The organism is Mesorhizobium sp. WSM4807 (genome assembly GCF_055811615.1).
On sequence record NZ_JBVVQY010000002.1, the window covers coordinates 12627 to 25951 of the forward strand.

The following is a 13325-nucleotide window of genomic DNA, read 5'->3' on the forward strand; positions in this document are numbered from 1 at the left end:
AATTGAAACATAAGGCCGGACGGCAGATTTTAAGGAAATAAGCAGACCTATCGAGGAAAATCCGATGAAGATTTTATCACTGCTCAGGGGCTTTTCCGTTGTCGGCACAGAGCAAAGCCGGTCGTATGAAAGCGAGAGCACCCGATGGGCGATTGATCCGCTGTCGCATCCTGTGCTCGACACCATGTCGGAGCGTGAACTCGGCGACGTGCCGTTCAGGCTGACGGCCCGGCGCACTGCCTGCGAGACGGGCACCGGGCAGATCGGCTGCGGCTGATGAAACAGATTTAGCGGGCCGGCCCTCTGCGGTGGACTCTGGCCAACAGCCATTGCGAGCCGTTCTGGCCCAACACAAGCGGATTGTTTGACAGGCTCGTGCACCTATTGTGCACGGCAATGAAAACCGCTTTGCCATCCCCTTTGCGTCTCGCCTTCGCCGGCATGATTGCCCTAGCCGTTGCCATGGGCATCGGCCGATTCGTCTACACGCCGATCCTGCCCGGCATGATGCAGGAACTTGGCCTGTCGCCGGCGGATGCCGGCTGGATCGCATCCGCCAACTATCTCGGCTATCTCTTCGGTGCGTTTGCGGCCGTCGGCGGCTGGGCGCACGGTCGCGAGCGCCTGCTGATGCTGGCCGGTCTTGCCGCCACCGCAGTCCTCACCGGGGTGATGGGCCTGGCCGGTACTATGGTGGCTTTTCTCGTCATCCGCTTTCTTGCCGGTGTGGCCAGCGCCTTTGTCTTGGTGTTCATGTCCAGCATCGTTTTCGGCCATCTCACCGCGGCCGGCCGAAACGATCTGCAGGCGCTGCATTTCGGCGGCGTCGGTCTCGGCATAGCGGCGTCCTCAGCGCTGATGGCAATCCTCGTCACCGGGCATGCCGGCTGGCCGGCGGGCTGGTTCTGGTCGGCCGCGATCTCAGCCTGCGCCGTTGCCGTCGTGGCGCTGCTGCTCGGCAGCACTGCGACCGCCAACGGCGCCGATGGTCGCGAACCGGCGCTGCCGAAGGACCGCTCGCTGACGAAGATCATTGTCGCTTACGGACTGTTCGGCTTCGGCTACATTGTGACAGCGACGTTTCTGGTCGCCATCGTCCGGCAAGGCGGCGGCGGCCGCGTCTTCGAAGCCGTGGTCTGGATGGTCACCGGACTTGCTGGGATTCCCTCGGTCTGGCTTTGGCAGAAGATCGCCGGAAAGATCGGGCTCTACCAGGCTTATGCCTTCGGGTGCCTCGTCGAGGTGGTCGGCGTCACCGCGAGCGTCGCCATGGGCGGACACATTGGGCCGCTGCTCGGCGGATTTCTGCTTGGCGGGACCTTCATCGCCATCACCGCGCTCGGCCTGCAGACCGGAAGGCAGCTTGCCCCGCAAGCGCCACGCCGGATCCTGGCGTTGATGACGGCCTCGTTCGGCCTCGGCCAGATCATCGGTCCGATCGTCGCCGGGCTGCTTGCCGAAGCCTCGGGCGACTTCTTCCTTGCATCGATCCTGGCCGCCGCCGTGCTGCTTGTCTCCGGCGCGATCACCTGGTCGGCTGCTCCAAAATCGCCATGATTGTGGTCTTGCTCGGGGCCGGGCATCACGCACCGGCCATTTTCATTCCGATCGATGTGTGACCTTATGCCCGTGAACAGCAACGCCGCTGATTTGCGCATCGACCGAGGATTTCCCCACAGTGTTTGTATCCTTCTTCCCGCAGCCGAAGCTTTTTTTCATCTCGGCGGCCGTCTGGAGCCTTCTGCTGGTTATCCTGTGGTTTTTTGGCGGCGAACACCTTGGCACGATGCTTGGGATGCCGCCGGTAGATCCGCGGGCCGCACCCGTCATCAGCCCAATAAGATTCCTGACGCCGGCATTCCTCTGGTTCTACGCATATTTCTTCGCCGGTATGGGCGTATTCTACCTTTTTTGGTCGCTGTATGCCCCACACCGTTGGCAGAACTGGTCGATCCTTGGCTCTGCTTTGATTATTTTCGTCACCAATTTCATCGTGCAGATAAGTGTGGCGCTCAATGACTGGCGTGGCATGTTTTACGACATGGTGCAGAAGGCGCTCACCACGCCCGGGTCCGTTGCGCCTGCCGAGCTTTACTATGGAGTATGGCAGTTTCTGTCTTTGGCCCTGGTCTATATGACCATTGCCGTTCTGAACGTTTTCTTCGTCAGGCACTATGTTTTCCGCTGGCGTACGGCGATGAACGATTATTTTACCGCTTACTGGCCGAGGCTGCGCCATATCGAAGGGGCGTCGCAGCGCGTTCAGGACGACACGATGCGCTTCTCGGGCACAATGCAGGGGCTCGGAGTGAACTTCATCGACTCCATCATGACCCTGATTGCTTTTCTACCCTTGCTGGCATCCCTTTCTCTCCATGTTCCAACTCTCCCAATAGTCGGAGCAATCCCTTATCCGTTGGTTGTTGCGGCGATCGCCTGGTCGTTGTTTGGCACCGGCTTGTTGGCAGTCGTCGGCGTCAAGCTGCCCGGGCTGGAATTTCGTAATCAGCGTGTTGAAGCCGCTCTGCGCAAGGAACTTGTCCTCGGTGAGGACGATACGGCGCGAGCGCAGCCACCAACGTTGGTCGAGCTTTTCAGAAATGTTCGCAAGAACTATTTCACTCTCTATGCACACTATGTCTATTTCGACATGGTCCGCTATCTATACCTTCAAGTCGACAACGTCTTCGCTACGCTTATTCTCGTTCCAACCTTGGCAATCGGTAAGATAACATTTGGCGTTTTCCAGCAAATTGTCACCGCCTTTTCACAAGTCGCCACTTCGTTCCAATATCTCGTGAATTCCTGGCCGACTATCGTCGAGCTGATATCCATCTACAAGCGCCTGCGCGCCTTCGAGGCGACGCTTGAAGGTGCGCCGCTGCCGGAAATCGACCAGGACTATCTGGAGCGAGAGCGAGCCGGCTTGCGCCCTGAGGATCAGCCGGTCAGCTAACAGTGGCGGGCGGCGGTCACTTCCGGATCCAGCCGCCCACCGACGCCTGCGTTTGGCCGCCATCGCGCCGCGAAACATAGTCGCGATAGCTGATGCACTCGACGTCGGGCCTGGTGCAGACCTCGCCGGCAAAGCGTTCCAGCGCATTCCAGTAGGCGCCGTCATTCATCAGCGTGAAATGGAACCCGAGTTCCAGCGGAATGCGTTTGCCCTGGTATTGAGAGTCGAAGGCTGCGCGAAAGGCGTCATAGGTCCGGTCGGCGAATTCGTTCGCCTTGCTCGGCCGCTCGAAACCGCCGGAATGCCTGACATAGAGATTGTAGTCCATGGCGATCACTCGCCTTGTGTCAGGACCTTCCGGGATCTGCGGTAGCGAAAAGCGTGTGATGCCGTCGCGGGTCGGTGGCCGGGCAGGGCCGCGTGACACACCGCTCGCATCGAACAAATAGCCCGCCTTTGGCAGCGCCTCGTAGAGCGCCTTGTTTGCCGACAGATAGGGCGCGCGAAAGCCGACCGCCTTGCGCGCGATTTCGCGCCAATCCGCGGGTTCAGCGGTAATAGCGTTTATCGAATAGGCGTTCTCGAGAATATGCTTGAACGAACCGAACTCGCTCAGCCAGTCGGCCTTGCTCCAGTCCTTGCCGTCGAAATGGCCGCAAGCGTGGCTGCCGATATCGTGGCCTTCTGAGACGGCAAGGTTTATCTGCTCGAGCCGGTCGGCGACGTCCTGTTTCGAGGCGGCAAAGCCGATGTTGGATTTGCCCGATGTCTTGCCGGGCGCCATGTACGCCTTGCGCGTTTCCGGCGAGAGCAGGAAGACGCAGGACACGAAGTAAGTGAAATGGGCGCCGGTGCGCGTGGCCAGCGCCCGGCTGCGCTTCCACTGCGAAATATCGCTTGCGCTGTCGAACGAGATGATGACCGCCTGCTTCGGCCTTGCCGGCGGTGGCGCCGCGGGCGGATCGGCAAAAGCAGCGCCCGCTGCAGCAAGCGACGCGATCGAGAACGCAACAACGCGGGACAAACGAGGCATCGACATCCGATCTGGATTTTAAGGAGGGCTCGAGCACCGGCTATCGGCGAAATGTGGCGCGCGTGCGGTCGCCCTTTCAGTCACCTTTGCGTCGCCTGTCCGGCGATTAGCCGATTTTCCTGTCCAACCCCTTCCATGCCGGCAAAATTTCGCTAAAACGCGGGCTACCGCATCGGCCTGAAAAGCAGAATTGATTTTCAGGAAGCGCGATGCGCAAATTCAAAGTGTTAGAGCGTACTTTCCATGGACGCACGTCGCTCTAAACCGCCCTGGGGGCGGGCAGGATGGTTTTGAGATGTCGGACGACAGTTTTATCCGCGAAGTCAACGAAGAGATGCGTCGCGATCAGGCGCATGCGCTATGGGACCGTTTTGGTCCTGCCTTGCTTGCGCTCGCGGTGTTGGTGGTGGTCGGCACCGCCGCCTTCGTCGGCTATCGCTATTGGGACGAGACTCGCGCCAATCGCTCGGGCGACGCCTTCTCGCAGGCGCTGAAGCTTGCCAATGAGGGCAAGAGCGACGAAGCGCTGACTGCCCTCGCTGCGTTGGAAAACGATGGCTACGGCGCCTATCCGCTGCTCGCCCGCATGCGCGCGGCAACCGTCAAGGCGGATAAGGGCGATGTCGCCACCGCCGTCAAGGACTTCGACGAGGTCGCCGCCGACGCGGACATTCCATCAGGCCTTCGCGACATGGCGCGCCTCAGGGCAGCGCTGCTGCTCGTCGACCACGGTTCCTTCGCCGATGTCTCCAGCCGCGTCGAGACGCTCACCGCCGACACCAATCCGCTGCGCCATACCGCGCGCGAGGCGCTCGGCCTTGCCGCCTGGAAGGAAGGCAAGGCGACGGACGCACTGAAACTGTTCGACCAGATCGCCTCGGATGACGGGGCCCCGCGCAACGCGCGCGAGCGGGCGACGTTGATGTCCGAGCTGATCCGTGGGTCGGGCAGCGTGTCGTAATGCATGTCGCCCAAAAGTGTGTAGCGGTTTTGGGACAACGACATGCATGGCAGATGCATGTCGCCCAAAAGTGTGTAGCGGTTTTGGGACAACGACATGCATGGCAGATGCATGTCGCCCAAAAGTGTGCAGCGGTTTTGGAACGACGACATGCTGGCAGATGTAGGGCCGCATGACGTTCAAAGTCGCCATCATCGGCCGGCCTAACGTCGGCAAATCGACCCTTTTCAATCGTCTGGTGGGAAGGAAGCTGGCGCTTGTCGACGACACGCCGGGCGTCACCCGCGACCGTCGCGTCCATGCCGCCAAGCTCTATGATCTGCATTTTGATGTCATCGACACCGCCGGCTTCGAGGATGCTGCTGCTTCGACGCTGCCGGGCCGCATGCGCGCCCAGACCGAGATCGCCATCCGCGAAGCCGACCTGATCTTTTTCACGATCGACGCCAAGTCCGGGCTGATGCCTGACGACAAGACCTTCGCTGAGATCGTGCGCAAGTCCGGCAAACCGGTTGTCGTCGTCGCCAACAAGGCCGAGGCGCGCGGCGCCCAGGGCGGCATGCTGGAGGCCTGGGAACTCGGCCTTGGCGAGCCGATCCCGGTCTCGGCCGAACACGGCCAGGGCCTGCCCGATCTGCGCGATGCGGTGATATCAGCACTGGGCGAGGCGCGCGCCTTCGGCGAAGAAGAAGAGGATGCGGACGAGGAGACCGCCGCCAGCGAGGAACTGATCGGCGAGGACATCACCGATCCGGATGCCGAGCCGAGCTATGACGACACCAAACCGATGCGCATCGCCGTCGTCGGTCGCCCAAACGCCGGCAAATCGACCCTGATCAACGCGCTGATCGGCGAGGAGCGGCTCTTGACCGGACCTGAAGCCGGCATCACCCGCGATTCCATATCCGTCGACTGGGAGTGGCATGGCCGCCGCCTGAAACTGTTCGACACCGCCGGCATGCGCCGCAAGGCCAGGATCCACGAAAAGCTGGAAGTCATGTCGGTGCAGGATGCCCTGCGCGCCATCCGCTTTGCCGAGATCGTCATCATCGTGCTTGACGCCACCATTCCCTTCGAGAAGCAGGATCTGCAGATCGCCGACCTGATCATCCGCGAGGGCCGCGCGCCGGTGATCGCCTTCAACAAATGGGATATGGTCGACCATCCCCAGGAACTCCTGGCGGAACTGCGCGAGAAGACCGAGCGGCTGTTGCCGCAGGCGCGCGGCATGCAGGCGGTGCCGGTCTCGGCCGAGACCGGGCGCGGCCTCGACAAGCTGATGGATGCGGTCATCAAGACGCACAGAGTGTGGAACAGCCGCGTCTCGACCGGCAAGCTCAACCGCTGGCTAGAAGGCATCCTGGCGCATCATCCACCGCCTGCCGTCGCCGGGCGCCGGCTGAAGATCAAATATGTCACCCAGGCCAAGACGCGACCGCCCGGCTTCGTCGTGTCCTGCTCACGGCCGGACGCGATGCCGCAATCCTATGTCCGCTATCTCTCCAACAGCCTGCGCGAAGCCTTCGACATGCCCGGCGTGCCGATTCGCATCGCCTTGCGCACCTCGGAAAATCCGTTCGCCGGCAAGGCGAAGAAACGCCGCTGAGCGCTTGCGTCTTCCGGCCGCCAGCATCAGGCTACGCTTCGCAGGCGGTTCGCGGGCAGCGCCTGCACATTTTCGGGCAGGCGATTCCACCGCCACCTGCAGCAGGATGTCGGCAAGTCGCGCCGCCACCGGGTCTGGCTCGGCCTCCCTCGCGACGCGGGAACAGCGCCATCTCAGGCAGTGCAGTGCGGGCAGCCCAGCGATCTGCGGCGTCATCACCCTGACAGTAGCCAGCACGAGTGGGGACAGCCAGTGCACCTAATGGGCGGTGTAGGCTCCGTCCACCAGATGGTAGCTCCCAGTGATAAAGCTGGCCTGATCGGACAACAGGAAGCACACAAGAGCCGCTACCTCTTCCGGTTTGCCGCGTCTGCCCATCGGCTGAAGGGCTGCCATGCGCCGCGTGGCTAATGCCTCCACTTGCTCCGATAGAAGAGGCGTTTCGATCCAGCCGGGGCCGACGACATTGATCCGGATGCCCATCCTCGCATATTCAATCGCCGCAACCTTGGTGAGTCCAACGACCCCGTGTTTAGCTGCCGTGTATGCGGACGCAGTCGGCAAGCCGACGGAACCGAGAATCGAGGACATGTTCACGATGGCGCCTCCGCCTCGATCCAGCATGGCGGCGATTTCGTACTTCATGCTGTAGAAGACGCCATTCAGATTGACGTTTATAAGCTTGTGCCAGTTGTCGAGCGGATAGTCTGCCGTTGCTTTTCGAACGCCGTCGATACCTGCATTGTTTACCGCCATATCCAGTCCGCCGCATTTCTGGACAGTGAACTCGATCAGCTTTTCGACGGCTGCCGCATCTGTGACATCGACCGCAAAGTCGTGGGCCCTGCCTCCTAGCGAGCTTATTTCGGCGGCTTTGCAGTGCGCGGCCTCGGCATCAAGGTCGGCGACAACAACCTCGGCTCCTTCTTGCGCGAGTTGCCGTGACACAGCCGCTCCTATTCCGGAGCCTGCACCAGTCACAATCGCGACTTTCCCATGGAAGTCAGCCTTCATCGTCTCTGTCCTATGCCCATTGTGACATAACCGAGCAGAGGCAGACGCTTATCGCAAGAAGTTTCGCTCCAATTCGCTTGTCAATCCTGTGAATTCATTTTGCCACCACACAGAGAGACTTGGCCCGCAGGCCTTGGAATGGTAGAGACGAGGGCGGGGTAGATTGACCAGTTTCCTAGCAGGTAGAAATGGAAGAACACCACATTGCGCGCCGGGGGCTCGTGCTGGGTAGTCTGGCTCTGATGCTTTCCGGATGTACGTCGACGTTACGACAGGTGGCGGAGCCGATTTCATCCGCGTTCGGACCAAGGAATGGCCTCAATCCTCGTTTCCGACGGCGGCATGTGCGGTACGACGGAAACGAGCCGCCTGGAACGATCGTCGTCGATACTTCGCAACGTTTTCTCTATGCCGTCGAGACCGACGGGTGGGCGACGCGCTACGGCGTCGGCGTCGGCGAGCAGGGACTTTCGTTCAAGGGTACAGCGACCGTCGCCCGCAAGGCGGACTGGCCGTCGTGGACACCCACCGCCAATATGATGAGGCGCAAGCCGCGCCTGGTGAAGTATGCAGGGGGGGTCCCTGGCGGACCAAACAACCCGCTTGGTGCGCGTGCCCTTTATCTCTATCGCGACGGGCGCGACACGCACTTCCGGATACATGGTACAAACGAGCCATGGACGATAGGCACAGCGGTATCGAACGGGTGCATCCGTTTGATAAATGACGACATCATTGACCTCTACGAACGTACTCCTTTGGGCACGACGGTGGTGGTTGTTTGATGGTGGGCAGGCCTGATCTCCGTTGGATGGTGAGCCCTGCCGGCACGTCACCGCAAAGCTGCCGTCTGCAACCGGGTGCCAACTGTGTCATTTCTGCACTAGGCGTTGGTGTAGATCGCAGCTAACTTGGTGGGGCTGCATATCTTTTTATTTGTGGCGATTCTATTGGCTGTTCCGCCCCTGGGGAAAGGATTGCTTGATGAGCAGGATGTTGATTGTAATGGTTGCTACCCTCGCCGTTGCCAGCCTGAGCGGCTGCGCGAACGGCTGGATCGGTAAAGGAAAGGGGAAGGCTCCTCCGCCGGAACCCGCTGCCGTAGAAGAGCCCGTGATTAAATAAGCACCGGCTTTCGGAGATTTGGGGAAGGGCCGCCAGGCCCTTCCCCATCGATATGCAGGGGCCAAGGCCGGATTCGCAGCCTACCTGAGGTTGGCGGGCATAGGCTGGCACTAGGTCTACGGTCCTCGGAGTTCTGGATGAGATGACGCTTGTAAGTGGCCGTTCAACAATTGTGGCCCTGCTCGCGCTTGTCGCAGCGTCATGTCAGTCGCAGGACAACAAGCCCCAGCCGACTTTCGTGTCCGATGATCGGGCACTGAGATCCGCGGCGATGACGGCGCCCGCGGCGGCATCAACTCAAGCCCAACGGCATTTCATCGAGTTCCGCTCCCGGTACGCCCTTACCTACGGCCATTCCTTCGTGATTTTTGGACGATTGAACCAGGCGGGACGGATGGTCAACCCCGAAGTCGCGGGGCTCGCTCCGAAGTCCAATGATCCCAATGTCTATGTTCTCGGCCATTTGGCGCCCGTGCCAGCCTCGACCGGGTGGACGGACGGCGACTTGGAAGATGCCTACCGGTCGGCAAGCTGGCGAGTTTTGCTTACCGAAGCCGAATATAGGAAAGTCGTCGCGAGCATACGAAAGCTGCAGGCCAGCTCTCCGCTTTGGCACGCCTCGCTCTACAACTGCAACGCATTCGTAGCGGACATCGCCAGATCGATGGGGTATAAGACCCCCGGTACCTGGCTCCGGCCGCAACAATTCATAACCAAGCTTCGGGAGATGAACGGGGGTTGAAATGCGATTGGCAAAACCCGCTTTCGCGTCATTCGCCCGGTTAAGTCCGAAAGGAACGCGCTCTGAATGTCTATCGGTCGACAATTCGGACGCTGACATCGTTGCGACGGCTAATCGCGGTCCCAGATCGAGAAAAGGCTCCGGTGACCTGAAGTGACCATTGCTGTAGCTTCACTTGGCGAGATCATATGGGTGATCGGCATCGTTGCTTGGTACGTGATCCGGTATCCGTTCGAGCGCCGGGCAAGGCGCGTGCGAATTGTAGCTGGCGGCCGCTCAAGTTCCGACACCGTCGGGCTTGCATCGGCTCTCCTTGGCCTCGCGATCCTGCCTGGCTTCTATGTCGCCACCGGCATCCCCGCAGCGGCTGACCATCCGGCCAGCCTGTGGTCGGTGGCGCTCGGAACCATCATCTTCTGCTCCGCGCTGTGGATTTTTCGCATGTCCCACAAGGAACTTGGCCGTAACTGGTCGATCACGCTCGAGATTCGCGAGCGGCATGAACTGGTCAGCGCCGGGCCATACGCCTTGGTCCGTCACCCGATGTACACCTCGTTTCTGCTTATGGGGCTCGGCCAGCTCTTTCTGCTGCCGAACTGGGCTGCGGGCATATCTGGTTTGATCGGTTTCGCAGTGCTTTTCCTGCTGAGAGTGGATAAGGAAGAGCGTATGATGCTGGAGAATTTAGGCCCGCAATACCGCGCCTATATGGAAAGGACCAAGCGAATATTCCCTTATCTTTATTAGAGGTCGTTTGATGCGAGGCCGAGCCCTCAAGCTTTCGGCGCCCCGGCGCCTTGTTGGCGATCTGATGAGGTTTTCGATCGGCGTGCCACGGGTCGCGGTGCAGCGTCAGATGAACCTTGGCCCGCTCCTAAGGGCTAGAATGGCGCAGCAGACCAGGCCCTCGTGGACTGCGATCTTCCTGAAAGGATATGCGCTTCTCGCCCTGGAGATGCCGGAGCTGCGGCGCGCCTATGTCAAGTTGCCCTGGCCGCAGCTTTACGAGTATCCGGCAAGCGTAGCCTCGATTGCCCACGAGCGCGAACATGATGGCGAGCCGGCCGTTCTGCTGAGCTGCATCAAGTGCCCGGAGCGCTACTCTATCACGCAACTTGAGGAATCCATCCACGCGGCTCGATCACGGCCGATCCTCGAGGTCCCGGAGTTCCGGCGTGCCTTGCGGATGGCAGGTGCGCCCGCGCCAGTCAGGTGGCTGCTTATGTGGCTAGGGTTGAACATCGGCCGGCAAAGGGCAAATTACTTCGGTACCTTCCAACTGTCCGTCTATTCTGGTCTCGGTGCGGAATCACTCAACCCGCTGACGCCATTGACCACGCTTCTAAACTACGGTCCGATCGAAAAAGACGGATCGGTGAATGTCCGCATCCACTACGATCACCGGGTCATGGATGGAGCGAACGTCGCACGAGCACTGGAGCGATTCGAAAAGATCCTGAACGGCACTGTCGCCAATGAAGTGGTGCTGCTCGGTCAAGGTGCTTCCGCTCCTGCAAGACGGAGGAACGCGACGTGATTTCGCACTATGAATTCCGGCCAGCCGTCGTCGTGATTGGCGGCTCGGGTGGAATTGGCCGGGCGATTGCGGGCGTCGCTGCACTGGAGCGCGGTGCGGTTGTGCTGGTTGCCCGCTCGCCCGAGGGTTTGGCCGCCGCGGCGTCTGAGGTTCGGGAGGCGGGTGGCGAGGCATTCACGCTCGAGCTGGATCTCGTGGCCGGCGATGCGCCAACGCGCCTGGAGGGCTTTCTGTCCGCACACGGCCTGGTCTGTGATGTCCTGGTCAACAGCGCCGGCTATGGCCTGCGGGGCGCGGCGACGGCGCTGCCCATTGATGGTCAACTCGGCATCATCGATCTCAACATACATTCCCTCACAGAACTGACCCTCCATTTTCTGCCGGGCATGGTGGCGCGCCGACGGGGCGGGGTGCTCAATCTCAGTTCCGTGGCCGGGTTCCTTCCTGGGCCTTATATGGCTCTGTACTTCGCTAGCAAAGGTTTCGTGCGCGTCTTCTCAGAGGCGCTTCACCAGGAATTGCGCCGAACCGGTGTGACGGTCACATGCGTGGCGCCAGGCCCGGTGTCGACGGAGTTTCTCGCAAGGTCAGGCGCCAATCAGACGGTGCTCTTCAACATCTTGCCCAAGGTGGGTCCGGAGTATGTGGCCGAACGGGCGTGGCGAGGGTTCAAATCCGGTCGTCGCCTCGTCGTGCCGGGAATCTCGGCCAAGTTGGCTGCCCTTGCGGCATCGCTTCTGCCTTCCGCAGCGCTGCTGCCCTTGGTCGGCCGGCTGCAACGCGGCGGCAATGATCAATGTCCTTGCGGTTCAGGTATGAAGTTCAAGAAATGCTGCGGTACCCGCCAGATCCAGCTGCGCCGGGGCCCTCGGGGAATTATCCCCTAACCGGACCAGCACGCCACCGAAAAAACCTCATTGAAGCAAGAGACCGCTCGCCGATGACGGGCCGTTAAGCATGTTCGTGGCATAGAGAGGATCCTCCATCTCTAAACAGCGCTCTGCGGAGTGCTTATTGGGGCCGCTGGAGCCGTTTCCAACAAAGCCATTGAAATGATTGGCGCTGGTCGAACTCCGTTAACGCCCCATCAAGGTTAATGCATCATCGTGCCTCTCCAGTGGGGTCCGTTGCGTTTCTGGAGAGTTCCGTGCATCGACGTGTTTTGAAGCGGCTTGTCGCTTTCGCCGGTGAGAAAAGACGTTCCTTTCTGTCTCCTCTGGTCATCGGACTTGGCATCTGGGTCGGCTTTCCCAATGCCATTGCCTACCAGGACATGACGAGCCTGGTTTCGGGCCTCAAGGCGCCGAACGCCCGCTGGAACGCCTATGTCGAGAAATCCGTCGCCGGCTCGGTCCATGCCGCCGAGATGCCTTTCCTCGATTCCGACACCACCGGTTCGATCTCGGGTTCCGGCGTCCGGTTGCCCGGCATCGGCGCCGTGTCGTTTCGCGGCAAGGGCAGCGTGGCCAGCACGACACCCGACGAGGACCGCATCATGCGCGCCGACAAGAAGGGCCGCATTATCATCGTCTCGCCGGTCGCGCCCCCGAAGAACTTCAATGCCGGCTCGGTTTTCGAGCGCACCTCCTCGCTGCTTCGCCCGAGCATGGACAGCGGCCTGAAATTGGCTTTCGCCAAGCCCGAGATCAAAGGCAAGGAGATCCAGATTGCCGCCGCGTTTCATAGGCGCGTCGACAAGAAGCCGGATCCCGGCGTGCCGGCCATGCTGGCCGCACTGGTCAACAACGACCGCCCCGACGTCCTGGCGACGGCCTACGCAGCGGCCGCGCCCGACTATGCCCAGGCTTCGCCCTTCGAGGCCTTGCTTCAGGACGAGAAGCCGAATGATGGCCGCTTCATTCCGCCGGTGGCCAAGGGCGATCATTCGTGGATGCAAACTCCGCTGCCGGCGAGCGTATTCTCCAAAGCGGAACAGACTTGCCTCGCCAACGGCATCTATTTCGAGGCGCGGGGTGAAACGGTGCGCGGCCAGGCCGCCGTCGCCCAGGTCATCCTCAATCGCGTTCGCAATCCGGCCTATCCGAACTCAATCTGCGGCGTCGTCTATCAGAACGACAAATGGTTCAACCGTTGCCAGTTTTCCTTCGCTTGCGACGGCAGGAAGAAGCGCATCCAGAGTCCCGCCCACTACAAGACCGCGCAGGACATCGCCATGGCAGTCACTGCCGGCAAGATCTTCATCCCGGAAGTCGGATCGTCGACCCATTACTACGCCAACTACGTCAACCCAGGTTGGGCGCGGACGATGAAAAAAATGACCAAGATCGGCCTGCACATCTTCTACCGCACCTATGGCGGCGGCTGGAGCTGAGCGCTCCGGCAGGGCCTGG

At 60.8% G+C, this 13325-nt stretch carries 14 protein-coding genes; 12 read left to right on the plus strand and 2 right to left on the minus strand.

The window, feature by feature from the left end; genetic code table 11:
- Window positions 1-64 precede the first annotated feature (64 nt).
- The 3 genes from AC0L3N_RS02345 (at window position 65) to sbmA (ending at window position 2956) form a co-directional block, all read left to right on the plus strand.
- The gene (locus AC0L3N_RS02345; protein WP_473545316.1) at window positions 65-277 is read left to right on the plus strand and encodes a hypothetical protein; all 213 of its coding nucleotides are present in this window, start codon (window positions 65-67) and stop codon (window positions 275-277) included.
- Between the two features lie 164 nt (window positions 278-441).
- Window positions 442-1557, plus strand: coding sequence for a YbfB/YjiJ family MFS transporter (locus tag AC0L3N_RS02350; protein WP_473545833.1), 1116 nt, complete (start codon window positions 442-444; stop codon window positions 1555-1557).
- 121 nt (window positions 1558-1678) lie between these two features.
- A complete protein-coding gene (gene sbmA / locus AC0L3N_RS02355; RefSeq protein ID WP_473545318.1) occupies window positions 1679-2956 on the plus strand; it encodes a peptide antibiotic transporter SbmA in 1278 nt (425 codons plus the stop codon).
- Window positions 2957-2972: 16 nt separating this feature from the next.
- Here the strand turns inward: sbmA and AC0L3N_RS02360 are convergent, their stop codons facing one another.
- Complete coding sequence (locus tag AC0L3N_RS02360) at window positions 2973-3989, minus strand: polysaccharide deacetylase family protein (protein ID WP_473545320.1); 1017 nt, start codon at window positions 3987-3989, stop codon at window positions 2973-2975.
- 295 nt (window positions 3990-4284) lie between these two features.
- On the opposite strand from AC0L3N_RS02360, the gene AC0L3N_RS02365 reads away from it, so the two are divergent.
- On the plus strand, window positions 4285-4950 hold the full coding sequence (locus AC0L3N_RS02365) for a tetratricopeptide repeat protein (protein WP_473545322.1): 666 nt from the start codon (window positions 4285-4287) through the stop codon (window positions 4948-4950).
- Between the two features lie 172 nt (window positions 4951-5122).
- The gene (gene der / locus AC0L3N_RS02370; protein ID WP_473545324.1) at window positions 5123-6556 is read left to right on the plus strand and encodes a ribosome biogenesis GTPase Der; all 1434 of its coding nucleotides are present in this window, start codon (window positions 5123-5125) and stop codon (window positions 6554-6556) included.
- Window positions 6557-6814: 258 nt separating this feature from the next.
- Here der and AC0L3N_RS02375 read toward each other — a convergent pair whose 3' ends face one another.
- Window positions 6815-7570 carry an SDR family NAD(P)-dependent oxidoreductase gene (locus AC0L3N_RS02375; protein WP_473545326.1) on the minus strand — a complete coding sequence of 252 codons (756 nt, stop codon included), beginning with the start codon at window positions 7568-7570 and terminating at the stop codon, window positions 6815-6817.
- 188 nt (window positions 7571-7758) lie between these two features.
- Here AC0L3N_RS02375 and AC0L3N_RS02380 point away from each other — a divergent pair, with 188 nt between their 5' ends.
- The 7 genes from AC0L3N_RS02380 to AC0L3N_RS02410 all read left to right on the plus strand — a co-directional run bounded on the left by AC0L3N_RS02380 (window position 7759) and on the right by AC0L3N_RS02410 (window position 13306).
- Window positions 7759-8355, plus strand: coding sequence for a L,D-transpeptidase (locus AC0L3N_RS02380; protein ID WP_123147018.1), 597 nt, complete (start codon window positions 7759-7761; stop codon window positions 8353-8355).
- A gap of 199 nt (window positions 8356-8554) precedes the next feature.
- On the plus strand, window positions 8555-8695 hold the full coding sequence (locus AC0L3N_RS02385) for an ABC transporter (protein WP_082982116.1): 141 nt from the start codon (window positions 8555-8557) through the stop codon (window positions 8693-8695).
- Between the two features lie 142 nt (window positions 8696-8837).
- Window positions 8838-9437, plus strand: a complete 600-nt coding sequence (locus tag AC0L3N_RS02390; RefSeq protein WP_123147019.1) for a hypothetical protein — start codon at window positions 8838-8840, stop codon at window positions 9435-9437.
- Between the two features lie 159 nt (window positions 9438-9596).
- Window positions 9597-10184, plus strand: a complete 588-nt coding sequence (locus tag AC0L3N_RS02395) for a protein-S-isoprenylcysteine O-methyltransferase (protein ID WP_123147468.1) — start codon at window positions 9597-9599, stop codon at window positions 10182-10184.
- A gap of 10 nt (window positions 10185-10194) precedes the next feature.
- A complete protein-coding gene (locus tag AC0L3N_RS02400; protein WP_473545329.1) occupies window positions 10195-10974 on the plus strand; it encodes a hypothetical protein in 780 nt (259 codons plus the stop codon).
- Window positions 10974-11861 (plus strand): SDR family NAD(P)-dependent oxidoreductase, encoded by an 888-nt coding sequence (locus AC0L3N_RS02405; RefSeq protein WP_425294085.1) that lies wholly within the window; start codon window positions 10974-10976, stop codon window positions 11859-11861. The genes AC0L3N_RS02400 and AC0L3N_RS02405 overlap by 1 nt, the downstream gene beginning before the upstream one ends.
- Window positions 11862-12121: 260 nt before the next feature.
- Complete coding sequence (locus AC0L3N_RS02410; protein WP_123147022.1) at window positions 12122-13306, plus strand: cell wall hydrolase; 1185 nt, start codon at window positions 12122-12124, stop codon at window positions 13304-13306.
- Window positions 13307-13325: the final 19 nt, after the last annotated feature.